The following is a 23,343-nucleotide window of genomic DNA, read 5'->3' as shown; positions in this document are numbered from 1 at the left end:
AAATTATGACGGATGAAAAAAAGAATATAGATGAAAAAGGCGAGGAAGTTGATAACTTAGTTAAGTCAGCTAAAGCAAAAGGTAAGGCAGTTACTTATTATGATATAAATAAAGTTATTCCAATCACTAATAATATATCAGTAAATGATCTGGAAAAGGTAATATCAAAGTTTTCTGAAGCTGGGGTTGATATTATAGAAGCTGATGAGGACGAGATTAAACTTGATATTAATGTAGATGAAGAATTTAAACTATCTAATAATGTTGATAATGAACCTGAAGATGACAGTGAAGAAGAAAATTTAGGTACAACCGATGATCCAGTAAGATTATATCTACGAGATATGGGCGGGGTAGGGCTTTTTTCTCGTGAGGCTGAAATAGAAGTAGCTCAAGATATTGAGGAAGGCAAAGAGATAATGGTTAAGTCACTTTGTGAAAATCCAATATCGATGAAATTCTTTATTAAATGGCATGAGGACTTAGCTAATGAAAAAATATTACTTCGGGATTTGATTGATTTAGAAGCTAATATGGTTCACGAATATTGTGGTAATTCTGAAGACAACCAAAATAATGATATAGAATCAGATCATGAAGAGCATGAAGAATCCAGTAATCTATCAATAGCCACTATTGAATTACAGTTATTACCTAGCGTTGTCAAACGTATGGAGAAAATTGCTAAACTTTCTGAAGAGCTGTTAGTTGAAGCAAAAAAACATTACGCACGTTATCCTCAGCCTAAGGGGTTACAAGATAACAAAAAATATGCCAAAAATCTGCAATTACTAATTGTTGAAATTTCTGGTATCCATTTCCACTCTAAAAGAACGGAGGAAATCCTTAATAGAATATATAGTCTGAATAAAGAATTAGTGCATAAAGAAGGGAACTTTCTTAAGTTAGCGGAAAAATATGGCATAACTCGTCAGTGCTTCATAAGTGAATATATGGGAGCGGTAATTGATGAGAACTGGAAGAGGCAAATGCAAAAAAATAATAGTTCTAATTGGAAGAATTTTCTTGCTAAAGAATCGGATTTTACTGATCAAATGATTAGCGAGTTAAGAAACATGGAAATGATTAGTGGTTTGCCAATTATTGAATTTAAAAAATTAGTGCATACAATACAAAAGGGTGAAAGACAGGTTCTTAGAGCAAAAAAGGCTATGATAGAAGCTAATCTTCGTCTAGTTATTTCTATTGCTAAAAAATATGCAAATCGTGGACTACAGTTTTTAGATTTAATTCAGGAAGGAAACATAGGGTTAATGAAGGCTGTTGATAAATTTGAGTATCGTCGGGGGTATAAATTTTCTACTTATGCTACTTGGTGGATTAGGCAAGCTATTACTAGAGCTATTGCAGATCAAGCTAGAACCATACGTATTCCTGTACATATGATTGAAACGATCAACAAAATTATCCGTACTTCTAGGCAGATGCTGAATGAGCTAGGTTATGAACCAACTCCAGCAGAAATTGCTGCTCGTCTTTCTATGCCAGTTGATAAAGTGCGTAAAGTGATGAAGATAGCTAAAGAGCCAATTAGCTTGGAAAATCCAGTAGGCGATGATGATGGTAGTTATCTGGGAGACTTTATTGAAGACAAAAATGCTGTATTACCACTTGATGCAGCAATTCAATCGAACTTACGAGAGGTTACAACTAGAGTATTGGCAACCCTTACTCCTCGTGAAGAGAGAGTTCTAAGAATGAGATTTGGTATAGGAATGAATACTGATCATACATTGGAAGAAGTGGGGCAGCAATTCAATGTTACTAGAGAACGTATTAGGCAAATAGAATCCAAAGCACTACGTAAATTGAAACATCCAACCAGATCTAAAAAACTTAGTAGTTTCCGGGGTGGTTCTAGAAAGCAAAATAACTCTTCCGAGTCTGCTTTTGGCGGCTAATTTGCATAGGATTTTTATTGCTTGATGATACCTACACCCCAGAGCTGTTGAAAATTAGAAGAGGAAAGGGTTTTATGCAGGACAGTTTAAAAGTCGTATGTGGTTAACGTCATTGCGAGGAAGACCGTAGGTTGACGAAGCAATTTTTGTGTCATCCCTGCGAGGTTTAACTTGTCATCCCTGCGAAAGGCAGGGATCTTAGATTCCTGCCGTTGCTAAGAATGACAAGGGAGTGCAGGGATCTAGATTCCCGTCGTTGCTAAGAATGACAATTTATAATTTTATGTATCCCTGTGAAAGCATCTATCCTGTATCCCTGCGAAGGCAGGGAGCTAAAATGCTTCTCAAAAAGTCGGGATTCGAGTGTCGCATCATTGTCCAAATTACTTTAGTCATTTCCGACAGTCTCCTAGAGTTTTGAAAGAAGTCTATTATAATAATACAGGGTAGCAAGTCACAACTTCATCTTTGACAATAGACAAGGAGACTCAGCTACTATAGAATCGCTACTAGAAATAATGAAGAAGTTATAGTGTCCAAAACTCTAAAAATTGGTAAGTGCCAAGTACAGTTATTACCTTTATCACTTACTATATTAGCATTTGTCTTCCTCTTATCATTGGGATTTTGGCAAATTGCTAGATTGCAGGAAAAAGAACTATTTTTGAGTTCAATGAAAAATAATCTTAATAATCCTCCTATTGATATAAAAACACTTAGTGCAGATAAATTGTATGCTAAAGTGAAAATGAAGGGGCATTTTTTGGCTGGTAAGAATTTGCATCTTTATGGGCGTAAATCAATGTCCACTGAAAAAGATGGCTATTATTTAGTTAGCCCTTTTCAAACTGATGATAATAAGATAATTTTAGTTGCATTAGGGTGGTTTGCTGGAAGGTATAAGAAAAATATTAATGATATAGTAGATGGTTCTACAGAAATTACCGGTGTAATTCTCCCTGGGGAGAAAACCAAGCTGTTTGTCCTAAATAATGATGTTAAAAATAATGTGTGGTTTACCTTAGACTTAACTCAGGCATCCGATATTCTTGGTTTGAAATTAGAAGATTTTTATTTAATTATGGAAGGTAACAATAATCGATCTGATATTCTTAAAAGTTTGTCGATTAAAAATCTGTTAAATGTCAGAAATGATCATTTAGAATATGCCGTTACTTGGTTTGCCTTGGCAATTTCGTTAGCAGTAATTTTTGTAATTTATCATTTGCCTAAAAAAAAATAGAGTGTAAACTGAACTATAGGATATAAAAAGTATAAAAAAGGAGCGATTATGACATTAAAAGTAGGCGATATTGCCCCCCATTTTACTATGCCAATAGGTGAGAATAGTAAAATCAATTTGTCGGATTTAGCAGGCAAGTTTGTTGTATTATATTTTTATCCGAAAGATGATACACCAGGTTGTACTATTGAAGCAGGTGATTTTAATAAATTAAAGCCAGAATTTGGGCAAATGAATGCTGTCATTGTTGGGGTATCAAAAGACAACTTAGATTCTCATGATAAATTCAAGAAAAAATATTGTTTGGATTTTGATCTTGCATCAGACTCTAATTCTGATACTTGCGAGAAATATGGAGTTTGGGTGGAAAAATCGATGTTTGGTAAGAAATATATGGGAGTTGAGCGTACTACTTTCTTAATAGACAAAAAAGGTAAAATAGCTCACATTTGGTCAAAAATACAAGTGAGGGGACATGCGGAAGAGGTATTAAATCAGGTGCGGAAAATAATATGAATATAATATTTAAAACAGGATGTATAGCTAACCCAACTAATATTACTACGTCATTGCGAGGATATACTTTAGTAGCGACGAAGCAATCCTTTTTATGTTACCCTTGCGAAAGCAGGGGGCTAGATTTCCGCCTACACGGGAATGACAACTTACAATTACTTCGTTTGGGCTTTGCTCCTTCTCGCAATGACGCCAGTGTATTATGGCTAGATACTAATCGGGTTAGCTATAATAATGTAGGTATAAATGACTAGTTGGTTTTGTAAAGGTATTATTGTCGTTTACTTTCTTCTAACTATAGCTCATGCAGCACATGCTGAGAATTTATTTGTAGTCAAAAAACAGGCTGAAATGTTAAAGGCTATTGAACAAGAAGCTATTGACCAGCTCAAAATATATTTACGGGAAATGAAGTCCATTGCTGTGGACTTTACCCAAGTGGATTCGGCAGGGAATCATGCTGAAGGTAAGCTATTAATTAATAAACCTTCTAAGTTTCGCTGTAATTATTATCCACCATTCCCTTTGGTGGTTATTGGTAATGCTAACTATGTTTCGGTATATGACTATGATATGAAACATGTAAGTCGTATTAAGACAGAGGAGAATGTCTTTAATTTTCTATTAGAAGATGTTGTAGATTTTGATAAATATTTTAAAATTGAGTCGACAATAGATCAAGATAATATGTTTGAAGTCACTATTTATCATACTTTATCGGAGAGACGTAGTCAGATTACCTTTGATAAAGAAACTAAACAGATGAGAATGTTAAAAATACTTGAGGATGACAATGTTATTACCATAAAATTTAATCATATTGCAAAAGTACAGAAATTTGATGATGATTTGTTTAAGCTCAAACATCCAGACATATTTGGAGTACCGAATAGACTTGGCAAAAAAGATATAGAAAAAAAATATAATTTAGCTAGTTAAATAGCTTGCCTATATATGATAAAAGAACTATTTTATTACGTGCTAGTAGTGGGCATTGGCTCTGTTCAGGTGGTCAGGTTCGAAAGAAAGCAGCCAAAATAGTATCTAGTGGGTCATTACTAGCATGTATAATAATAAATCAGCTGTATTATAGCATTTATAGCTAATCCGAAACATTACTCCGTCTATTAGCGAGGAGTCACTTTAGTCACAGCTGTCAAAAGTTAGAAGGGGAAGCGGGTTTAGAGGTCATCATGACAGTTTAAAAGTTGTGGAAAAATAACCGGCGTCATTGCGAGGAGCCACTTCAGTGCCGACGAAGCAATCCATTTTTGGTTACTTTTATGGATTGCTTCGTCGTGTTCACACACTCCTCGCAATGACGTTAGCGGAAGGAATATAATTGTTACATTTTCTCAAGTTTAGAGTAAAAATAATTATGCAAATCAACAAAATTCATGCTATCGCACGTGCTTATATAAGAGATGAAGATTCTGTGTTAGTTGCTGACAATGGAAAAAACCTATTTTTGCCTGGTGGTCACATAAAATACCAAGAGTCAGTTCATACCGCATTATCAAGAGAACTAAGAGAAGAAGTTGGTCTAATTAATTTTGAATTAGGCGATTTTATTGGTATGATAGAAAATATATGGGATTATAATGGCAAAGCTGTTCATGAACATTGCATAATTTTTAAAGTTATTTCAAAAGATTTATCTATAAATAGAGAAGTTAAATCAAAGGAAGATTTCTTAAAATTTCATTGGATAAAATTTAATGAACTGATAAATCTTAACTTTTTACCTGAGGGCTTACATAATTTGTTATCTAGATACGAAAAAGATGGTTTATCCCACTTTAAATCATTAATTAACTAGATATTTTAAGAAGTAGTATTAAGTAAAAAATATCAACTGTTTTAGTTGTAGTGCCTTAATTAAGTTGCTCCTACTACGATAAAGTATCTCATCATATTTTGTGAATATACAAGTGACCAAAACAACAGATCAGTATATTACCTTTGCTAGGAAATATCGTCCTACTAATTTCTCTGAACTATACGGACAAGAAGTTTTAACAAAAATTCTAAATTATACTATTCAAAAAGATCGTATATCTCAAGGGTATCTTCTTACTGGTATTAGAGGGGTTGGTAAAACTACTTCAGCACGTATTGTCGCTAAAACTATTAATTGTAGCAATCCAATAGTTGAAGGTGAGCATATTAAGCCTTGTGAGAATTGTCAGAATTGTAATAGTTTTAATAAAAATAATCATCCTGATATAATTGAAATGGATGCTGCCAGTAAGACAAGCGTTGATGACATTCGTAAAATAATAGAAAGTAGTGACTACAAGCCGCTAATTGGTCGGTATAGTATCTTTATAATTGATGAAGTTCATATGCTGTCTAAGGGGGCATTTAATGCTTTACTTAAAATTCTTGAAGAACCACCAGCACATGTCATATTCATATTTGCTACTACCGAACCACAGAAAATTCCATTAACCGTAATTTCTAGATGTCAGCGATATGACTTAAGAAGGCTAACGTTTGATGATATTTTTCAGCTAATTCAACAGATTGCAAAAAAAGAACAGTTAAATGTTGAAATAGAAGCTCTTAAAATAATTGCCTCTAGATCTGATGGTTCAGCTAGAGATGCAGTCTCAGTACTAGATCAAGCAACAAGTTTGGGGGCAGGGGAGGTTATCACCCCTGAAATTGTCTACCAAATACTTGGTTTAGTTGATACAGCTAGTATCATCAAATTTTTTGAATATCTTATTCAAAGAGATGCGGCTAAGTCGATTGATTTAGTAAACCAGCTCTATATGTCTTCAGCAAATTTAGAAATTTTTGTATCCTTAGTTGCTGATTTTAGTGCCTATCTTAATAAGGTAAAGATGTTACCTGATTATCAGAATCCTATATATCTACCTTTTAAGGAGCAGGTTACAGCTATTTTAACAAAAGTTACCCTTCCTCAATTATCTATTATCTGGCAAATATATAGTAAAGGGATTATAGAGATGAAAACTTCCCATAATCAGTTGATAGAAGCTGAAATGCTGGTGCTAAAATCCATTTACTCACAAATGTTGCCATCGCTAGAAGAATTAGTGGATATACATAATGATGGGACACAACTAGATCAGCCAGTATTACAACAATCAACTCAAAATCATCAAATTACCGATGTTCTTGTAACTGATTTTCTTGAGTTTTTACATTTGCATAATGAGATGGAAATTTACTACAGATTGTTAAACCAAGTGGAGTTGAAAGCTTTTGCACTTCAGGCTATAGAAATAGCTGGAAATGACCTAAATAGCAAAATAAAAGAGCAAATTGGTAGTTTATTATTTGCCTGGTCAGGTAAGATTTGGGATGTGATCATTACCAAACAACCACAAATCATCACTCTTAAAGAGCAATTGATGAATAAAGTAAAATCAAGTAAAGATTGGGAAATTCTAACAAAACACTTTCCAAATATCACGATTTCAGATATCCTGTTAAAGAATTAAAGAGAGAGAGTATGGTAAATTTTAATCAGTTTTTAAAACAAGCTCAGTCAATGCAGAAAAAAATGCAGGAGATGCAAGATCAAATGGCAAGTACTGAATATTTTGGAAAAGCAGGTGGTGGGTTAGTAAATATTACCGTTAGTGGTCGTGGAGAAGTTCGTAAAGTCTCTATTGATTGCTCTTTGCTTAAAGAGACAGAGAAAGAACTGTTGGAAGATTTAATTGTTGCGGCTTTTAGTGATGCCAAAAGTAAGGTTGATGAGGATTCACAAAACTCTATGCACAATGCTTTCGGTAACGTTGCTTTACCACCTGGACTAAAAATGCCATTTTGAATCATTCCAACTGAGTATATATGCGGGGCAGTTTAAAAGTTGCCATCAATAATTGAATGTTCCTGCGAATTGTAAGCTAATATTAGCCTAAGTTTGGGAGGGGGGATAAGACAATTGTATTATGATGTGGACGTTTGTAGAACATGCTGAAATAGAACCGACCAATAATCATGCTGAGCGGCAAATAAAACATCATGTAAAATACAGGAAGAATTCGTTTTTTACGTGGTCAATAAGAGGAGACAGGTTTTTAGAACGCATCAAATCCCTTTTTGCATCGTCGAAACTCCAAAACTTGAACCCTTGTCAGGAATTAACAAATCAACTTTCTTAAAAATCCCTGAACGATCACACTTTTTTTTGGTTTGACAATAGGGTACACTGTATTTGATAACACTAAGAGTCTGTCGGAGAATAGCAAAATTATCCTAATTAATAAGCAATTTTATAAAACAAGTCGTAGGTTCTATAAAGGTTTCTACTGAGTCCAAATAAGAGCTCCTGCAAAATGCAAAAAAAATAATTTAATAAAAATATTCTAAAAACACTTAGTGCTTCTAACTTTTTACTATATTATACTCAAATAATTGGAAATTTAACCATAATATGTGTAATTGTATATGACCATTATGTCTGATAATTGGATAAGAAAAATGTGTGCAGAACATAATATGATTGCACCTTTTACTGATACGCAGATTAAATTAAATAACTCAGAGAGAATTATTTCTTATGGTTTATCTTCGTATGGTTATGATGCAAGAGTTTCAAAGGAATTCAAAATATTTACTAATATCAATTCGGCAATAGTTGATCCCAAAAATTTTACTGAATGTAGCTTAGTAGATAGAGAAGTTGATGTTTGTATTATTCCGCCAAATAGTTTTGCCTTAGCAAGAACAGTTGAGTATTTTAAAATTCCAAGAGATGTACTAGTTATTTGTGTTGGTAAATCAACCTATGCAAGATGCGGTATAATTGTTAACGTAACACCATTAGAACCTGAATGGGAGGGGCATGTAACATTAGAATTCTCCAATACTACTCCGTTGCCGGCAAAAATTTATGCTAATGAAGGAGCTTGTCAATTTTTGTTTTTAAAAGGTGACCAAACTTGTAATACATCTTATGCTGATCGTCATGGGAAATATATGAAACAGCAAGGTGTTACCTTGCCAATAACTTAAAAATTTTAATAAAATAAGGACCTTTTGTTATGAAAGACACTAATCAACAAGAAATGCCACATATCGCTATTAATGCTCAATATATAAAGGATTTATCTTTTGAAAATCCAGACGCTCCAAAATCTTTAGTGTCTTTGGAACGTAATCCACAAATTGATTTATTCCTAGACCTTAATATCTCTAATTTACCTGAAGAAAATTTTTATGAGGTAGAATTAAGTATAGAAGCTAAAGCAATGAGCGAAAAACATAAGCTATTTATAGTAGACCTAAAATATGCTGGGGTTTTTAACTTAATTAATATAGCAGAAGATCAACACCAGATGATATTAGCAATTCATTGTCCAGCAATGATTTTCCCATTTGCTAGAAAAATTATTGCTGATACCACTCAGGATGGTGGATTCCAGCCATTGATGATTGATCCGATTGATTTTGGTGCTTTATATCACAAGAAAATGCGAGAAAGTGAAAATTAATTATAGCTAACCAGACTGTCATTATTTCCAATCCACATGACAATTTAAAATCACAAGGGAAAAAACTAAAAAAACTCAAGAGGTCTATTAGTGAGGACAAGGGGCTTGTTTTAGCGTTAGCAAATTGTAAGTTGTCATTCTTAGCAACGGCGGGAATCATAGTACCCTACATTTTTTATTCTATAGTTATGCTCATAGGATTAGGTGATAAAGAACATAACGATTGTAAGTTGTCATTCCCGCGAAGGCGGGAATCTAGATACCTGCTTTCGCAGGTATGACACAAAGTTTGTATCACCTAATTCAATAGGTTTCACTATATCGTAAAAATAGCAAAAAATTATAAGGATATTATGCTACACAAGCGTCATTGCGAGGAGTGTGTAAGCACGACGAAGCAATCCACTTCTGGTCTTTTGGATTGCTTCGTCGCCTAAAGTGGCTCCTCGCAATGACAGTTATAGTGAAACCTATTGAATTAGGTGATACAAACTTTGTGTTAACCTTGCGAAAGCAGGTATCTAGTCTCTCCGTCAAAAGTCTAAAGATACAACATCTGCTATGTTTAAACAAAAAGGATGTCATCCCTGCGTAGGCAGGAATCTATAATATCTCAGGGTTTTTTGTTGACTATTTTGTCTCCCCGTCAAAAGTCTAGAAGGATAATATATAATATGGTTAGCGGGTAAAAATATCTAGATAATCCATAAGAAAATGCTATAATATTGGCAGAAACCTTATGGATTGTATGAATTATGCCGATAGAAGATATAATAAAATCCCAAAAACAAGGACAGCTTTTTGGTTATAAATTGACCGAAGAATTAAACCCTAATAACAAGTTATATAAATTAAGATCGTTAATAAATTGGACTGTTTTAGAGGAATGGTTATTGACAAATGTTAATATCAAGAAATTTGGTAGGAATCGCAGATGTCACAGGTTATTACTTGGAGTAACTATGCTGCAAGCGATGTATAACCTGTCAGATGCTGCAGCTGAAGAAGAGCTGAGAGAGAACGTATATTGGCAATATTTTTGTGGTTGGGAATATTTGCAGAAAGATGCTGAGATATCAGAAGCTAGTATACGAAGGTTTCGTGCTATATTAGGGGAAGAAGGATATAATGAGATATTAAAAGAATTAACAAGAATTGGTTGCAAAGTCGGAGTGCTTAAAAAAAAAGACTTAGCATCGATAATCGTTGATACTACAGTACAAATTAAGAATATTAAGTATCCTCATGATGTGTATTTGATGGATAAGGCAAGAATAGAGCTAGTAAAGTTATGTCATACTTTAGGCATTAAGTTACATGAGACATATGCCAAGCAATATAAAAAAGACATAGTAAAATTATGGAAATATAAGGATAATAGTAAAGCCAAAAAACGTAAGAAGGTAATGCAACATTTAAAGATATTGCTGGGTCGTTTAATAAGAATATGTCAGCGAGAAATAGCAAAAACAAAGTTAAGTTTGTCATTAAAGCAGCAAGAAATACTAAATAAGATTAAAAAGATTCAGGCACAATCTATACTGAGTAAAGCAGAGAAAGAGCGATATAAGGAGGATAATAAAGTATTATATAGTTTTCACGCACCGGAGGTAGAGTGCATAGGTAAAGGGAAATTAAACAAACCCTATGAGTTTGGTAACAAGGTTTCGATAGCAGTAAGTGGTCGAGGTAATTTTGTATTAGCGGCCAAATCATTTCATGGCAATCCATATGATGGTCATACATTATCGCAGACTGTAGAGGTTGTAAAGAAATTAACAGGAGTGGGAATAGCCAGGACATTTGTTGATTTAGGCTATAAGGGGAATAATTTTAAAGAAAAAGACAAGGTGTATAGCCCATATTGCAAGAAGAAGCTATCCTCAGATGATAAGGCAATGATCAAGAGAAGAAGTGCTATAGAGCCGATAATAGGACACCTTAAGCATTATGGTAGAGTTGGCAGAAATTACTTAAAAGGAGTAATAGGAGATATAATAAATCCGTTAATTTCCGCTGTAGGATTGAACTTACGGTGTATTGCTAATCACCTGCTCAAAACAAATTTTTCTACATAAAAATTAGCAAATAAAGAAAATTAATCAAACGATTACAAAATCGTTAACAAAACGTCATGCAAAAATTTTCTAAAAATCATCTTTTTATATCAAAAAATTACATCAGAACAATTAAACTCTAAAATTTTATACAAAAATTTTTTGCTAAGGTGCTAATTTTTGAATTTTTTGCACTTTTGACGGGGAGACTATTTTAGATCCCTGCTTTCGCAGGGATGACAAGCTTGGTACTGTGATTAGGTTATAAAAACTTTGTAAATCCATAAGGTTTTTGACAAAATAGGGTGAAAATCTTATGGATTTTGATGTGATTTTTAACCGCAAACGTGTATTACCTCTTATGTCTACAGCCTTTTTGACGGAGCGACCAATTTCAGCATAGGCAGGAGTCACTGAAGTAAAGATGATACAAAATGGGATTACACTTCATTGCTGCAAAGAGCGACTCCCCGATAATAAGATTGTTGAAGAGCCGCCATTTTTCTTAAAAGTATGGATACCTCTTTTTTATTCAATCTTTGTGGTACCACATGTCTGACTACCTCCAGCACTACTAGCTACAATCTTTATAATATCAGGAGCCTTAAACAATATTATAATACCAGTTACAATAACCAATGCAACTTCCCATTTTAATTGTCCCCTGAGAGTTTGAATCCCTAGAACAATTATACTAACAACAGCTACACCGCGAGCCGTATTGCCACTAAATACCAGAATCACGTTACACAACACTTTACCCACCGGATCATCAGCAGCAGCAGCATTATCAGCAAAAACATCTGACGCTGCTATAATCAGAGCAATACTGCAAAGAACAAACAACAAACGCCAGATGAAATTATTATCAAACTGTTCAGAATAGGGTCTATAAATATTCATATTTTACCTCATTAACGAATTATTAGACATGCTGACAATTCTATACTGTAGCCTTTTACAATTCAAGGACTAATATAAGGCTTATGGTAATCTAGTTAAAGAGTTTCCAAAAAATATAAGGTATACGTGCTGTTTTAGTCACAATTTTTACAAATCAATTAATTGTGAAATTTATTTCCCAAGAACATATATAAAAGTGAACAAAAATAACCATACTACATCGACAAAATGCCAGTACCAAGCGGCAAATTCAAAACCTAAATGACCATTACCTTTAATAAAATCCCCTCTTCGGACTCTATAATAACAAACAGTTAAAAATATAGTGCCAATTATTACGTGAACCCCGTGAAAACCGGTTGCTAAATAAAAATTAGAAGCATAGATGCCATCTGTAAATTTAAAAGTTGCATGATGATATTCGTAAGCTTGCATTAAACTAAAAAACACCCCCAGTATTATGGTAAAACCAAGAGCGGTTACACAATCTTTCTGATTATTTTCCTCAAGAGCATAATGTGCCCATGTTACTGTTGTACCAGATAATAAAAGAATCAATGTATTAATGAAAGGAATATCAAACGGATCAAATGTTTGAATAGATGGGGGAGGCCATATACCAGGTTTTACTACCCATACACCATCTAGCAATCCTACAGGGGAAAGACTTGCTTTAAAAAACGAGCCAAAAAATACAGCAAAAAACATTATCTCTGACAAGATAAATAGTGCCATACCTATTCTTAAGCCAATTCTTACTGGTTCAGTATGATGTTTTTCAATTAGTCCCTCTTTAATTACATCACTCCACCATGAATATAAACAAAAAACCACCGAAAGAATACCAGCACCAAAAACATATGCACCAAATCGATATTCATGCATAAACATTATGCTGCCACTAGCTAAAAGCAATAAGGCAAATGAAGTTAGAATTGGCCAAGGACTAGGATCGACAAGATGAAATAGATGTTTTTTTCCTGCTAAAGAAACAAAACTGTTATTTTTAATAGACCCATGTAACATAAATAAAAACTCATAAGCAATTTATTGCTTGATTATTCTATGCTATCTTTTGTAAATATCAAGAATAGTCTTTAAGAATCATTTTATTTTGCTTGTTAAATATATAAGGAAGCGTTGAGGAAAATGGTGTAGCTGCAAAAATCTATAGCTAACACAATTAGCATTTAGCCATAGTAAACTGGAGTATTGCAAGGAGCCACTTTGGTGGCGACGAAGCAATTTTGTTTTGTGTTAACCTTGCGAAAGCAGGTATCTAGATTCCCGCCTACGCGGGAATGACAGAGGAGACGGGAATGACAGAGGAGACATCTTCTCCATTGAGGCAAATGGACAAATGCTAATCAGATTAGCTATAAGTTATTTGATTATAGCTGATTTAAGCGGATGGCGATCTAAGGCAAGTTTTAAATGCTTTGTTTGGATATGGGTGTATATTTGGGTGGTGCTAATATCAGCATGTCCAAGCAGCTCTTGAATTACCCTAAGATCTGCCCCCCCTTCTAACAAATGGCTAGCAAAACTGTGACGTAAAGTGTGTGGGGAGATATTATCCGCACTTAGCCCAGCCTTAATAGCTGCTTGTTTTAACAGGATTGCAAAATTCTGTCTAGTCATATGCCCGCTAGCGGCAGAAGAGCAAAATAAATAAATTTGACTTTTTAGATATTTTTTGCTGATAAAGTTACTGCGAATAGTTAAATAATCTAGCAAACTGAGGGCAGCTTGTTCATTGATGATCACCATTCTTTCTTTATTACCCTTACCGGTTATAGAAAATATTCTTTTGATATTTTGGGACATTTGATTTACTAAAATATCAGTTAGTCTGATACTAACAAGCTCAGAAACCCGTAACCCACTTGCATATAATAAATGAATCATTGCTTTTAGGCGTATGGAATCAGGATATTTATCTTGATCACAATATAAAAGTAAAGTTTTGATTTGATCAATTGATAATGTAGAAGGAAGTTTAGTTTGGTATCTTGGTAGGTCTACCATCAAAGTAGGATTATAATTGGTATATTTTTCGCTAATTAAAAATTCATAATAGTTTTTTATAGTTGATATTTTCCGGTTAATTGATCTTGCCTGCAAGCCATTTTCTGCTAAATATTCTACCCAATCTCTAATATTTTCAGCTTTAATATTTAGCTCTGATAATTTATTTTGTAATAAAAACTTCTGAAAATCTAACAGATCGCATTGGTAACTGAGTTTTGAATTATTAGCTACTCCACGCTCAGCTATCATCATTTCTAGGAATTGCTCAATAAACTCCATCATATTAGTATTATTTTCTGTGGAGGCCAGGGTCGGAATCGAACCGACGCATTGAGGATTTGCAGTCCACGGCATTACCACTTTGCTACCTAGCCTAAAGATGCTAAATCCTAACCAATATTAGAGAAAAAGGCAACTTAATTCTTTTATTTTTAGGCATTGCCTAAGAATAGTTTAGCATTACTTCATTTATTAGCGAGAAGTAGAGAAGACCGATGAAGTAATTGTAATAGGGCATTCTTAGCAATGGCAGGAATCTAGATATAGTTATGCTCATAGGATTAGGTGATAAAGAACATAACGATTGTAAGTTGTCATTCCCGCGAAGGCGGGAATCTAGATACCTGCTTTCGCAGGTATGACACAAAGTTTGTATCACCTAATTCAATAGGTTTCACTATAGAACTTAACATGCTGTAAAATTCTCCTTGCAACCTCACTAGCAGAGAGATTTGTAACATCAAACTCAAATAAATTAGGATGAGCAATGTGAATTAATGGATATTTTGGATAAACATCTTGTACATCGATTGATTTATAACGAAGTAGCCTATCTAGATGTTGAATTCGCTTAATATTTTCTTCTTCTGAAATCAGTAATTTTACAGGAATAAACACTGATTTACGATTTACTGCTAGCTGTTGTACTTGGTTAAAAAGCTTACGATCATCATCAACTTCATAGAGACAGTTGGTAAGAACATAATTATTACTAATTTCTTGGCTTAGAAAATTAAAAATACCATTTCGTACAAGTCTAATTGCATCCCAGGCAAATTCTGGAATAGGAGTTAATCCATCATAATTTAGCAATGAAAAAATAGGATTGTTGATATGTTGGTTATCACATATGCTATAACCAGCTCTTGCTATTTCTTTTGCTATAGTATACTTTCCGGTTCCTGGTTTCCCTATCAGGTAGATAATAGTAGTAGTCACTTCGTTAATCTCACTTCTTCAAATTTTCTGCAGTGCATATAAGAACATTACCATCAATCTGTACTATGCGAAGCGTGTCTCCTTTATATGCTGGTTTTACAGAATCTTTGCTTAGTTTGGCATTCATAATCGTTCCTGACCACAATACCTGTCCCTTTTCTCCTACTAGGAGTTCATTACTATATAGCTGTACTTCCTGACCTAACATGTCAGAATATTCGTGCTTGTCATGTTTCTTGCCAACATAGAATTTTAGTGGGTACCATAAAATAATCAGCCATATAAAAGAAACAAAACCGAAAGTTATATACTGGTATTTTAAAAAGCTTGGATAATTATTTAATATTATAGCGTTAGATATTCCACCTAAACCCAAAAATAAAAAACCAACATTTGGAGTGTTAAAAAATTCTATAATTATACAAATAATGCCAGCGATCAGCCACAGTTCTACTATTGGAATGTCAAAGATGGTCATATGATTCCTTCAATTAATCTTCAATTTTAAGAGGTTATTCAATAGTACAATTTCTACTATAATCTTGGAACAAACAATTGTAAACAACCATATCCTAACCTCATAGAAATACTAAACTTACCTTCGCTCCTCACGTGCCTCTATGTACACGAGGAGAGCAGGCTTCCTTTTTTCTCTAAAAATCCCTCAGCTATTTTTAAGCTATGTAGCAAGTCTATTCCTATTGTTGCAAAGCTTGTTACAAAGAAAAAGATTGTCCTAAATATACTTCCTTTACTTGACAGCTTGTGGCTATTTCTTGTGGCGTTCCTGCTAATAGGACTTTCCCGTTGTAAATAACGTATGCCCTGTCAACTATATTAAGAGTATCTCTAACATTATGATCAGTAATTAAGATGCCGATATTGCGGTTACGTAAGTGGACGATCAAATTTTTAAGATCCTCAATCGCTAGTGGATCAATGCCTGCAAGTGGTTCGTCAAGCATAATAAATTTGGGGTTTAATGCTATTGCTCTGGCAATTTCTAGCCTACGTCTCTCTCCACCGGATAATCCCATTGCCGGCATGTCTTTTAGATGAAGAATAGAAAATTCTTTAAGCAAATCTAATGTTTTTTGTTCGATAATTTCCTGATCATTTTCTAGAACCTCTAGCATTAATCTAATATTATCTCCGACAGATAATCCACGAAAAATTGATGGCTCTTGAGGAAGATAGCTAAAGCCAAACCTAGCTCTTAAATAAATTGGTAAATGGGTAATATCATGATTATTATAAAATAATGCTCCACTATCTGGCTTGGTAAGCCCTATAATAATACTAAAACAGGTAGTTTTACCTGCACCGTTTGGACCAAAAAGACCAACTATTTCTCCTGTTTCTAATTGAAGAGATACATCATTTAGTATTACTCTCTTATTATAAGATTTTGAAATACTATTTACTTGTAATTTATCTATTATTAAATGCGACATACTTTTCTGTTTCAATTAATTTTTGGATTTGCTATAATCTATATTATTGAGTTCCGTATAATAGACTAGCTTGTCGGTTCTTATAATACCGTCCTTGTTTTGTACTATTACATTACCAAGCAAGATTAGCTCTTTTTTTTCCACAAAATATTTTGCAGAAGTAGCAATTAATATTTCCTGACCATCATTCCTCTTAGCAGTCAATTTTGATGGTATAGATATGTAATTAATAGTTTTTTTATTATCAACTATTTTATAAGAAATTTCTAAATTAGTCGTTTTTACCATCATATCATCAAACCATAAAATCACCTCGCCTGTAAAACAAGCTTGCTGTTTAGTCTGATCAATTACTAAATTATCAGAATTAATATATAATTTATCCATACTAGAATGTTTTGAGTATGGATGTTCTCCATAAGCTACTGCTGAATTCATTATTAGAAAAAACAACATATAGCAAAGCATGCTAAAAACCTGATATATCAATAATCGTTGATACACTATCTTTGAAATTTATAATATTATTATCATCTGTGGAACTAAATTTATTAGAAGTAATTTCACAATTTTTATAAAAAAATATCACACCTGTTTTACTAGATGTTTCTTTACTTAGTAGATTCAGTTGAGCTTCTTGTGCTTTTAATATGCTTTCTCCTAAAGAAAATTGGACATCATCTCTTAATTCTAACATATGACTATTCTCATTCAATATACCATTTTTTGCATTGATCACTAATACTTTATTGTCATTTATTTTATATTTAGCGTTAATTTCTTCTAATGCATATTTATTATCTAAAGTCCTAACCGCTTGTACAGCATGAACTTGGTAAGGATTTAAGCTTTTATTTAAACCCTTAAAAGTTGAATTTAAAATTTTTATTTCATAATTTGTTTTATCATCTGGATTAAAAGAGCTATCCTCACTATTATTTTCAATTAATTCTAAATTATTATTAATGGGATTAAAATTGATATAAATTAAGTATAAGGTTAGTACTAGACCTAAACAAGATAAGATTTTTGATAGACTAATTGAACGTCTATAAGATGAAATGATAGTACCACTACTTTTATCGATGAAGGGAATTTTTACCATAATATCACCAACATTATCATGGACATTCATCAACTAATTCCTGCCCGAAGTAAGTCATGGATATGAACAATACCAATAACTATATTATTTTCAGTTACCGGTATGCTAGTAATTGATTTACTATTCATGACACCCAAAGCCTCTCCTGCTAACTTCGAGGAAGAAATTTGTTGTGGATTAGTAGTCATTACATCATGTGCATATTTCATATTTATTCTATCATTAATATGTCTACGCAAATCCCCATCTGTTATAATACCAACTAAACTCAAATCTTTATCTACCACTATAGCACATCCAAGGCTTTTTTGATTCATAACCAATATAGTATCAGTAAATGAAGTATCGGTATATACTAAAGGCAACTGATCTTTTACCCTCATTAAACTTTCCACCTTGATAAGATTAGCTCCAATCTTTCCTCCAGGATGATATAGCCGAAAATCATCCTCTGAAAAACCTCGAGCTTCATGTACTGAAGTGGTGAGTGCATCTCCAAGAGATAACATCATTATGGAAGAAGTCGTTGGAGGACCGATATAAGACACTTCATTAATTCTTGGTATTAATAATAAAAAATCACTATTGATTGCTATAGTAGAGTTAGCATTCATAGTCATAGCAATCATTTCTATAGAAAATCTCTTACAATATTTCATTATATCAAATAATTCTTTTGTTTCCCCGGAATTAGATAACATGAATATTATATCCTTCTCAGTTACCATCCCAAGATCACCATGGCTAGCCTCAGCTGGATGCAAATAAAAAGCAACCGTACCAGTAGAAGCAAAACTTGCTGCTATCTTATGGGCTATATAACCACTTTTTCCTATACCAGTTAAAATAATCCTACCTTTACAATTAATAATATGATCTACTACATTGTCAAAGTTACTAGGAATATTATTAGCTAATTCAATTAGGGCTGTAGATTCTTTTAATATAACTCTTTTAGCAACGTCACGATGGTAGTGCATTTTCAATCCAACTCCAATAAATTATATAACTAACCCGATTCAGGGCAATTTAAAAGTCGCAACTAATAGTAAAAAACCAGTTTTATTTAGGTGAGTAGTCGTCATTGCGAGGAGCCGCAAAGCGGCTACGCGGCAATCCAAAAATTGCAGCGGTAAAAATAAAACAGCAAACTGTTTATTTGGATCGCCACGCCACTTCGTGGCTCGCGATGACAACCACTTGTTTCTGTAATTTAGTATTTCTATCATTAGTCGCGACTTTTAAACTGCCCTGAACCCGATTAGTATTTATCCATAACAAACTACCGTCATTGCGAGAAGGCACGAAGCCACAACTGTCGAGAGTTCGAAGGTATAGTTATGCCTATAGGATTAGGTGATAAAGAACATAACTATTGTAAGTTGTCATTCCCGCGTAGGCGGGAATCTAGATACCTGCTTTCGCAGGTATGACACAAAGTTTGTATCACCTAATTCAATAGGTTTCACTATAGAGCAGGTTAGAGGTCATCATGGCAGTTTAAAAGTTATGGTGTCATTCCCGCGTAGGCGGGAATCTATAATATTCCAGAGTTTTTTAATGCTATTTTATATCCCTGCCTACGCAGGGATGACACAAAACCCGCTTCCCCTTCTAACTTTCAACAGCTGTAGGCACGAAGCCCGAACGAAGCAATCCATAAAAGTGACCGAAAATAGATTGCTTCGTCGGCTTACGCCTTCTCGCAATGACGAACCAATGTTAGTCGGGTAGCTATACATCAAGCCTTATGCCAAACGTTACATTATGGCCTTTATAAGGCAAGGACTTAATATAATTCTTTATTTCTTTGGTGTTACCAAAATCTTTCCAGCTATAAGCTACCTCAACTTTCACTACAGGAGCTAATCTGGCAGCAATTCCAAGAGTAAGATGATATATTAAATTATTTTTTTTATTAGTAGCATTTGCAGTGCCAAACTTAGTAATTTCATTTTTTAGTTGACCAACTCCAGCCCCAGCCCCAATAAATAATTCACAAATACTTATATCAAAAATATCGACATAACCACTAAGCACTAAAGTAGTAATTTGAGGCTTAATTTTTGAGTATGTAGCATCAGAAGAATGCTTTGATTGCTGATTAGCCAAAAAATTAAGCATAAGATCAAGTCTAACATTATCTAAAACATAATAACCCACACCTCCGCCAATAATAGCAGCCATATGCTGTTTTAATTCTTTATCATTTAACTTAATATTATTCATTTTATTTGCCCCAACTTCGGCTTTCAAATAAAACTGGTTGTCAATAGCCCAAGAGGAAGCAGAAAATAAAAGTGAGATGCTGATGATTGTTAGTAATAATAAATTTCTCATAATTCTATTTTTTTGTTTAAAGTTTACTATAAATTAGACTTATTAGCCAGCTTATTTTGTTATATAGCTAACCCGAATAAGTTCTTGATATTGTTATAAGTTTTTAAATGTCATTGCGAGGAGGCGTGAGCCGACAAAGCAATCCATTCCTGGTCACTTTTTTGGATTGCTTCGTCGCTACTAAAGTAGCTCCTCGCAATGACGGAGTAATGTTATATAAACTATTGATTATTAGATATCAAATCTTATACCAGCCATTATATTATGCCCTCTATAGGTATGCCCTAAAATTACCTTGTTAAGCCCATAAGCATAACCTATCTCTGAAGCACTCATTTCTTTGTATACCACTGCCCCATAATTTTTCCAACTATATGCAATCTCAAGCTTTACGCCATTAGCTATATCAGCAGAAACACCCGCAACTAACTGACAAGCAACGTTAGTAGAACTGGCCGTATCTTCAACATTGAGTGTAGTAGAATTAGTTGGATTTTCTACTGTTTCTCTGTTCCATACATATAAAGTCTCTTTTGAGGTGCTAACAAGATTCGCATCAAATTTTTCTTTTATGTAGGCTAAACCAATACCACTCCCTACAAAGAACTGAAAAATACCTCCTACTTTAGGAGAATCAACATAACCACTGAACAACAAGGACATAACATTGGCTTTACGCCTTGCCGTTACATTTGCCGTTGCTTGTTTTTCAAGAGAATAAGCACTAGCAGTAAAAAAGTCTTTAGATTCTGGACTAGCTAAAACATCAAGTGTCAATTCTACTCTACCATTTTCCATGCAATAATAACCTACCCCAACACCAAAAATACTAGTAGCATTTGTTTTACTCTTGAACGTCGATGTTATAGAAAAATTGTTAGGCTCGGCAGACTTTGTTGCACTCAACTTACTTACACCCCCTTCAACCTTTAGATAAAAGCGGCGTTCATTTGGGTTTGTTTTCATTGTATCTGCGGGCTGATTTTCATCTGCAAACGATATAGCAGAAAATAAAAAAACAGTACTTGCGGCGGCAATTAAAAATAATTTTTTCATATGCTTGCTCCTAATTATAAGTAAAAAGAAATTAATAGACTTTCAATTAAATTCTAACAAATATTTAGTTTTCTATGCAAGACTTAATTACAAATTAAATATATTTTATTTTTATCAAAGACCAAAAAAGCACAAAAAAAAGGGGGCTAATAAAGCCCCCCTTCTTTCGTAGAATAAAAATGATGAATATATCATTAGTATTATCTATAGCCCCCCTGTTTTCTGTCATCCTTGCGAACTTTCTGTCATCCCTGCGAACGCAGGGATCTAGATTTCCGCTTGACTTCATCAACCAACATCTTCTCACAATGACGGAGTAATAATAGTCAGGTAGCTATACACTCGATTATTAGAGATCAAATCTTATACCAGCCATTATATTATGCCCTCTGATAGCTGCTTTAGGTGTCTCTTTCTTCTTCTTGTCTTTGTCCTTATCATCCTTGTCATCCTTCAAATCGCCTGTTTCTCCATAGTCTCTCCAACTATAGGCAATATCTAGGTTTATGGTATCACCCAATTTAAAAGAAACACCAGCACCCGCCTGATAAGCAAAGTTGTTAGCGGTATTGTAGGATTCAGGATCTTGGGTCTTTGTTTTTGTCTGCCCGTCACTAGTTGTAGTAATAGTAGCAGTAGCATTCTGCTCCACTTGAGCCATACCAACACCAGCTCCGACAAAGAATTTAACAAAACCTGCATCATATAAATCAACATAGCCATTGAGCAACAATGATCTTACACTTTCTTTAGCTATAACTTCCATAGATTCCTCCTTACCGTCGTCAGTCTTCGAAGTATTAGAGGCTTTAAAGTCTGAATTGATAAGCAAGCCAAGTGTCAGATCTGCTCTAACATTATCCATGATATAATAACCAGCACCAGCACCAGCAATACCAGAAATAATGTATTTAAATTTACCAACATCTCCCTCATCTTTCTTGTCTTTATCCTTCTTAAAATCCAGCTCATTCAACCTAATTGCACCGCCTTCAGCTTTAAGATAAAACCCACCTGTTTCAGCAAATGATGCAACAGAAGTCAGAAGAGTCGTACTGGTAGCAGCAATTAACAATAATTTTTTCATATATTATTTCTCCTTAAAATTAATAAACAAGAATCCCTTATAGGCTCTCAAATAAATACCTGTGAAACACAAATCCTTTGCAAATCCCACTTAGGTCACCTGACTTTAGGTATATAACATAATATTTATTTTCAGCCAACTTAAAAAACTATTATAACATTGGGCAATAATATTATTGTAATATTTTGTGGTAATAAGAACACAATATAAAATCCATATAGCTAACCCGATTAGTATTTGCCCATAGTAAACTAAAGTCATTGCGAGAAAGGTCATAGGTCACAACTGTCGAAAGTTAGAAGAGGAAGAGATTTTAGATAGTGTGCTTTAAAAGTCGTATGTGGTCAGCGTCATTGCGAGAAGACCGTAGGTCGACGAAGCAATCTATATCTAATCACTTTTCTGCAATTTTTAAATTGCTATGGGGTTATGCATAAAGGTGTAGTTAATAATTTAATTTTCTATAAATAATCTATGTACCTTTATTGACACAACCTAGTAACTATGATACAAACTATATGATTAAATATATGTTACATAGTTTGATACATAAATATATTAAATTCTAAATATAGCACTTTAGATTTGATGCATAATATTTTTGGTGTCATTCCCGCAACTGTCGAAAGTTAGAAGAGGAAGCGGTTTTAGATAGTGTACTTTAAAAGTCGTATGTGGTCAGCGTCATTGCGAGAAGACCGTAGGTCGACGAAGCAATCCATAAAAGTAAACAAAAGTGGATTGCTTCGTCGGCTTACGCCTCCTCGCAATGACGCCAGTTATTTTTCCGCAACTTTTAAACTGCCATAATAACCTCTAAACCCGCTCTACCTTCTAACTTTCGACAATTGTGGGGAATCTGGATGCCTGCCTACGCAGGCATGACATTTTGGGTTGAGGCATGACACTTGCAGGCATGACATTTTGGGTTGAGGCA

Annotated in this window: 30 protein-coding genes, 1 tRNA gene and 1 other RNA gene; 17 read left to right on the top strand and 15 right to left on the bottom strand. The window is 33.9% G+C overall.

Annotated elements, in window-relative coordinates:
- The first annotated feature begins 5 nt into the window (after positions 1 to 5).
- From rpoD to ACQH2P_RS08555, 13 genes are all read left to right on the top strand, one after another.
- Positions 6 to 1,922, top strand: coding sequence for an RNA polymerase sigma factor RpoD (gene rpoD / locus ACQH2P_RS08615; protein ID WP_425363811.1), 1,917 nt, complete (start codon positions 6 to 8; stop codon positions 1,920 to 1,922).
- Between the two features lie 532 nt (positions 1,923 to 2,454).
- Positions 2,455 to 3,165 (top strand): SURF1 family protein, encoded by a 711-nt coding sequence (locus tag ACQH2P_RS08610; RefSeq protein WP_425363810.1) that lies wholly within the window; start codon positions 2,455 to 2,457, stop codon positions 3,163 to 3,165.
- A 48-nt stretch (positions 3,166 to 3,213) separates the two neighbouring features.
- Positions 3,214 to 3,681 (top strand): thioredoxin-dependent thiol peroxidase, encoded by a 468-nt coding sequence (bcp, locus tag ACQH2P_RS08605; protein WP_425363809.1) that lies wholly within the window; start codon positions 3,214 to 3,216, stop codon positions 3,679 to 3,681.
- The gene (locus tag ACQH2P_RS08600; RefSeq protein ID WP_425363808.1) at positions 3,678 to 3,935 is read left to right on the top strand and encodes a hypothetical protein; all 258 of its coding nucleotides are present in this window, start codon (positions 3,678 to 3,680) and stop codon (positions 3,933 to 3,935) included. Before bcp ends, ACQH2P_RS08600 begins: the two co-directional genes overlap by 4 nt.
- A gap of 97 nt (positions 3,936 to 4,032) precedes the next feature.
- Entirely contained in the window at positions 4,033 to 4,620 is a 588-nt protein-coding gene (locus tag ACQH2P_RS08595; protein ID WP_425364143.1) for an outer-membrane lipoprotein carrier protein LolA, read from the top strand.
- 36 nt (positions 4,621 to 4,656) lie between these two features.
- Positions 4,657 to 4,752: signal recognition particle sRNA small type (ffs, locus tag ACQH2P_RS08590), an RNA gene on the top strand.
- 307 nt (positions 4,753 to 5,059) lie between these two features.
- Positions 5,060 to 5,500 (top strand): NUDIX domain-containing protein, encoded by a 441-nt coding sequence (locus ACQH2P_RS08585; protein WP_425363807.1) that lies wholly within the window; start codon positions 5,060 to 5,062, stop codon positions 5,498 to 5,500.
- 106 nt (positions 5,501 to 5,606) lie between these two features.
- Positions 5,607 to 7,154 carry a DNA polymerase III subunit gamma/tau gene (dnaX, locus tag ACQH2P_RS08580; RefSeq protein ID WP_425364142.1) on the top strand — a complete coding sequence of 516 codons (1,548 nt, stop codon included), beginning with the start codon at positions 5,607 to 5,609 and terminating at the stop codon, positions 7,152 to 7,154.
- Between the two features lie 11 nt (positions 7,155 to 7,165).
- Positions 7,166 to 7,489 (top strand): YbaB/EbfC family nucleoid-associated protein, encoded by a 324-nt coding sequence (locus ACQH2P_RS08575; RefSeq protein ID WP_425363806.1) that lies wholly within the window; start codon positions 7,166 to 7,168, stop codon positions 7,487 to 7,489.
- Between the two features lie 121 nt (positions 7,490 to 7,610).
- Positions 7,611 to 7,823 carry an IS66 family transposase gene (locus ACQH2P_RS08570; RefSeq protein ID WP_425363805.1) on the top strand — a complete coding sequence of 71 codons (213 nt, stop codon included), beginning with the start codon at positions 7,611 to 7,613 and terminating at the stop codon, positions 7,821 to 7,823.
- A gap of 286 nt (positions 7,824 to 8,109) precedes the next feature.
- Positions 8,110 to 8,676, top strand: coding sequence for a dCTP deaminase (dcd, locus tag ACQH2P_RS08565; protein ID WP_425363804.1), 567 nt, complete (start codon positions 8,110 to 8,112; stop codon positions 8,674 to 8,676).
- 29 nt (positions 8,677 to 8,705) lie between these two features.
- Positions 8,706 to 9,155, top strand: coding sequence for a protein-export chaperone SecB (gene secB, locus ACQH2P_RS08560; protein ID WP_425363803.1), 450 nt, complete (start codon positions 8,706 to 8,708; stop codon positions 9,153 to 9,155).
- Between the two features lie 204 nt (positions 9,156 to 9,359).
- Positions 9,360 to 9,482, top strand: a complete 123-nt coding sequence (locus tag ACQH2P_RS08555) for a hypothetical protein (RefSeq protein WP_425363802.1) — start codon at positions 9,360 to 9,362, stop codon at positions 9,480 to 9,482.
- Between the two features lie 24 nt (positions 9,483 to 9,506).
- Here the strand turns inward: ACQH2P_RS08555 and ACQH2P_RS08550 are convergent, their stop codons facing one another.
- The gene (locus ACQH2P_RS08550; protein WP_425363801.1) at positions 9,507 to 9,740 is read right to left on the bottom strand and encodes a hypothetical protein; all 234 of its coding nucleotides are present in this window, start codon (positions 9,738 to 9,740) and stop codon (positions 9,507 to 9,509) included.
- 170 nt (positions 9,741 to 9,910) lie between these two features.
- Here ACQH2P_RS08550 and ACQH2P_RS08545 point away from each other — a divergent pair, with 170 nt between their 5' ends.
- Positions 9,911 to 11,233 carry an IS5 family transposase gene (locus tag ACQH2P_RS08545; protein WP_425362593.1) on the top strand — a complete coding sequence of 441 codons (1,323 nt, stop codon included), beginning with the start codon at positions 9,911 to 9,913 and terminating at the stop codon, positions 11,231 to 11,233.
- Positions 11,234 to 11,740: 507 nt separating this feature from the next.
- On the opposite strand, the gene ACQH2P_RS08540 is transcribed toward ACQH2P_RS08545, so the two are convergent.
- The 5 genes from ACQH2P_RS08540 to ACQH2P_RS08520 form a co-directional block, all read right to left on the bottom strand.
- Entirely contained in the window at positions 11,741 to 12,115 is a 375-nt protein-coding gene (locus tag ACQH2P_RS08540; protein ID WP_425363800.1) for a TrbC/VirB2 family type IV secretion system protein, read from the bottom strand.
- Positions 12,116 to 12,286: 171 nt separating this feature from the next.
- Entirely contained in the window at positions 12,287 to 13,141 is an 855-nt protein-coding gene (locus ACQH2P_RS08535; RefSeq protein ID WP_425363799.1) for a cytochrome c oxidase subunit 3, read from the bottom strand.
- A 164-nt stretch (positions 13,142 to 13,305) separates the two neighbouring features.
- Positions 13,306 to 13,467: a hypothetical protein gene (locus tag ACQH2P_RS08530; protein ID WP_425363798.1), complete on the bottom strand. Its 162-nt coding sequence runs from the start codon at positions 13,465 to 13,467 to the stop codon at positions 13,306 to 13,308.
- Between the two features lie 31 nt (positions 13,468 to 13,498).
- The gene (locus tag ACQH2P_RS08525; RefSeq protein WP_425363797.1) at positions 13,499 to 14,425 is read right to left on the bottom strand and encodes a site-specific tyrosine recombinase XerD; all 927 of its coding nucleotides are present in this window, start codon (positions 14,423 to 14,425) and stop codon (positions 13,499 to 13,501) included.
- Positions 14,426 to 14,445: 20 nt separating this feature from the next.
- Positions 14,446 to 14,520: transfer RNA gene (locus ACQH2P_RS08520), tRNA-Cys, on the bottom strand.
- Between the two features lie 190 nt (positions 14,521 to 14,710).
- Here ACQH2P_RS08520 and ACQH2P_RS08515 point away from each other — a divergent pair.
- The gene (locus ACQH2P_RS08515; protein WP_425363796.1) at positions 14,711 to 14,845 is read left to right on the top strand and encodes a hypothetical protein; all 135 of its coding nucleotides are present in this window, start codon (positions 14,711 to 14,713) and stop codon (positions 14,843 to 14,845) included.
- Here ACQH2P_RS08515 and ACQH2P_RS08510 read toward each other — a convergent pair.
- From ACQH2P_RS08510 to ACQH2P_RS08485, 6 genes are all read right to left on the bottom strand, one after another.
- Positions 14,810 to 15,364, bottom strand: a complete 555-nt coding sequence (locus tag ACQH2P_RS08510) for a hypothetical protein (protein ID WP_425363795.1) — start codon at positions 15,362 to 15,364, stop codon at positions 14,810 to 14,812. The two genes, ACQH2P_RS08515 and ACQH2P_RS08510, sit on opposite strands and share 36 nt — an antisense overlap.
- A gap of 10 nt (positions 15,365 to 15,374) precedes the next feature.
- Positions 15,375 to 15,842, bottom strand: coding sequence for an NfeD family protein (locus ACQH2P_RS08505; protein WP_425363794.1), 468 nt, complete (start codon positions 15,840 to 15,842; stop codon positions 15,375 to 15,377).
- Between the two features lie 238 nt (positions 15,843 to 16,080).
- Positions 16,081 to 16,803, bottom strand: coding sequence for an LPS export ABC transporter ATP-binding protein (lptB, locus tag ACQH2P_RS08500; RefSeq protein WP_425364141.1), 723 nt, complete (start codon positions 16,801 to 16,803; stop codon positions 16,081 to 16,083).
- Between the two features lie 30 nt (positions 16,804 to 16,833).
- Positions 16,834 to 17,286, bottom strand: a complete 453-nt coding sequence (locus tag ACQH2P_RS08495; protein WP_425363793.1) for an LptA/OstA family protein — start codon at positions 17,284 to 17,286, stop codon at positions 16,834 to 16,836.
- Between the two features lies 1 nt (position 17,287).
- On the bottom strand, positions 17,288 to 17,953 hold the full coding sequence (lptC, locus tag ACQH2P_RS08490) for an LPS export ABC transporter periplasmic protein LptC (protein ID WP_425364140.1): 666 nt from the start codon (positions 17,951 to 17,953) through the stop codon (positions 17,288 to 17,290).
- Positions 17,953 to 18,903: a KpsF/GutQ family sugar-phosphate isomerase gene (locus ACQH2P_RS08485; RefSeq protein WP_425363792.1), complete on the bottom strand. Its 951-nt coding sequence runs from the start codon at positions 18,901 to 18,903 to the stop codon at positions 17,953 to 17,955. The genes lptC and ACQH2P_RS08485 overlap by 1 nt, the downstream gene beginning before the upstream one ends.
- A gap of 376 nt (positions 18,904 to 19,279) precedes the next feature.
- On the opposite strand from ACQH2P_RS08485, the gene ACQH2P_RS08480 reads away from it, so the two are divergent.
- Positions 19,280 to 19,657, top strand: coding sequence for a hypothetical protein (locus ACQH2P_RS08480; protein ID WP_425363791.1), 378 nt, complete (start codon positions 19,280 to 19,282; stop codon positions 19,655 to 19,657).
- Here the strand turns inward: ACQH2P_RS08480 and adr are convergent, their stop codons facing one another.
- The 3 genes from adr to ACQH2P_RS08465 form a co-directional block, all read right to left on the bottom strand.
- Positions 19,658 to 20,263 carry an adhesin Adr gene (gene adr / locus ACQH2P_RS08475; RefSeq protein WP_425363790.1) on the bottom strand — a complete coding sequence of 202 codons (606 nt, stop codon included), beginning with the start codon at positions 20,261 to 20,263 and terminating at the stop codon, positions 19,658 to 19,660.
- 231 nt (positions 20,264 to 20,494) lie between these two features.
- Entirely contained in the window at positions 20,495 to 21,319 is an 825-nt protein-coding gene (locus ACQH2P_RS08470; RefSeq protein ID WP_425363789.1) for an outer membrane protein, read from the bottom strand.
- A 349-nt stretch (positions 21,320 to 21,668) separates the two neighbouring features.
- Positions 21,669 to 22,406, bottom strand: a complete 738-nt coding sequence (locus ACQH2P_RS08465; RefSeq protein WP_425363788.1) for an outer membrane protein — start codon at positions 22,404 to 22,406, stop codon at positions 21,669 to 21,671.
- Positions 22,407 to 23,060: 654 nt separating this feature from the next.
- Between ACQH2P_RS08465 and ACQH2P_RS08460 the strand changes: the two genes are divergently transcribed.
- A complete protein-coding gene (locus tag ACQH2P_RS08460; protein ID WP_425363787.1) occupies positions 23,061 to 23,216 on the top strand; it encodes a hypothetical protein in 156 nt (51 codons plus the stop codon).
- Positions 23,217 to 23,343 lie beyond the last annotated feature (127 nt).

Origin of the sequence: Candidatus Tisiphia endosymbiont of Hybos culiciformis, from assembly GCF_964030975.1 — a bacterium.
Lineage (GTDB): Bacteria > Pseudomonadota > Alphaproteobacteria > Rickettsiales > Rickettsiaceae > Tisiphia.
The sequence above is the reverse complement of the archived record's forward strand: the minus strand, read 5'-3'. Positions and strand labels throughout refer to the sequence as shown.

What these genes read in the sequence shown, in the direction of transcription:
- rpoD (WP_425363811.1), top strand. Translation starts at nt 6, where the DNA reads ATGACGGATGAAAAAAAGAATATAGATGAAAAAGGCGAGGAAGTTGAT.
- bcp (WP_425363809.1), top strand. Translation starts at nt 3,214, where the DNA reads ATGACATTAAAAGTAGGCGATATTGCCCCCCATTTTACTATGCCAATA.
- ACQH2P_RS08600 (WP_425363808.1), top strand. Translation starts at nt 3,678, where the DNA reads ATGAATATAATATTTAAAACAGGATGTATAGCTAACCCAACTAATATT.
- ACQH2P_RS08595 (WP_425364143.1), top strand. Translation starts at nt 4,033, where the DNA reads ATGTTAAAGGCTATTGAACAAGAAGCTATTGACCAGCTCAAAATATAT.
- ACQH2P_RS08585 (WP_425363807.1), top strand. Translation starts at nt 5,060, where the DNA reads ATGCAAATCAACAAAATTCATGCTATCGCACGTGCTTATATAAGAGAT.
- ACQH2P_RS08575 (WP_425363806.1), top strand. Translation starts at nt 7,166, where the DNA reads ATGGTAAATTTTAATCAGTTTTTAAAACAAGCTCAGTCAATGCAGAAA.
- ACQH2P_RS08570 (WP_425363805.1), top strand. Translation starts at nt 7,611, where the DNA reads ATGATGTGGACGTTTGTAGAACATGCTGAAATAGAACCGACCAATAAT.
- dcd (WP_425363804.1), top strand. Translation starts at nt 8,110, where the DNA reads ATGACCATTATGTCTGATAATTGGATAAGAAAAATGTGTGCAGAACAT.
- secB (WP_425363803.1), top strand. Translation starts at nt 8,706, where the DNA reads ATGAAAGACACTAATCAACAAGAAATGCCACATATCGCTATTAATGCT.
- ACQH2P_RS08550 (WP_425363801.1), bottom strand. Translation starts at nt 9,740, where the DNA reads ATGACATCCTTTTTGTTTAAACATAGCAGATGTTGTATCTTTAGACTT.
- ACQH2P_RS08545 (WP_425362593.1), top strand. Translation starts at nt 9,911, where the DNA reads ATGCCGATAGAAGATATAATAAAATCCCAAAAACAAGGACAGCTTTTT.
- ACQH2P_RS08540 (WP_425363800.1), bottom strand. Translation starts at nt 12,115, where the DNA reads ATGAATATTTATAGACCCTATTCTGAACAGTTTGATAATAATTTCATC.
- ACQH2P_RS08535 (WP_425363799.1), bottom strand. Translation starts at nt 13,141, where the DNA reads ATGTTACATGGGTCTATTAAAAATAACAGTTTTGTTTCTTTAGCAGGA.
- ACQH2P_RS08525 (WP_425363797.1), bottom strand. Translation starts at nt 14,425, where the DNA reads ATGGAGTTTATTGAGCAATTCCTAGAAATGATGATAGCTGAGCGTGGA.
- ACQH2P_RS08505 (WP_425363794.1), bottom strand. Translation starts at nt 15,842, where the DNA reads ATGACCATCTTTGACATTCCAATAGTAGAACTGTGGCTGATCGCTGGC.
- ACQH2P_RS08495 (WP_425363793.1), bottom strand. Translation starts at nt 17,286, where the DNA reads ATGCTTTGCTATATGTTGTTTTTTCTAATAATGAATTCAGCAGTAGCT.
- lptC (WP_425364140.1), bottom strand. Translation starts at nt 17,953, where the DNA reads ATGAATGTCCATGATAATGTTGGTGATATTATGGTAAAAATTCCCTTC.
- ACQH2P_RS08485 (WP_425363792.1), bottom strand. Translation starts at nt 18,903, where the DNA reads ATGCACTACCATCGTGACGTTGCTAAAAGAGTTATATTAAAAGAATCT.
- adr (WP_425363790.1), bottom strand. Translation starts at nt 20,263, where the DNA reads ATGAGAAATTTATTATTACTAACAATCATCAGCATCTCACTTTTATTT.
- ACQH2P_RS08470 (WP_425363789.1), bottom strand. Translation starts at nt 21,319, where the DNA reads ATGAAAAAATTATTTTTAATTGCCGCCGCAAGTACTGTTTTTTTATTT.
- ACQH2P_RS08465 (WP_425363788.1), bottom strand. Translation starts at nt 22,406, where the DNA reads ATGAAAAAATTATTGTTAATTGCTGCTACCAGTACGACTCTTCTGACT.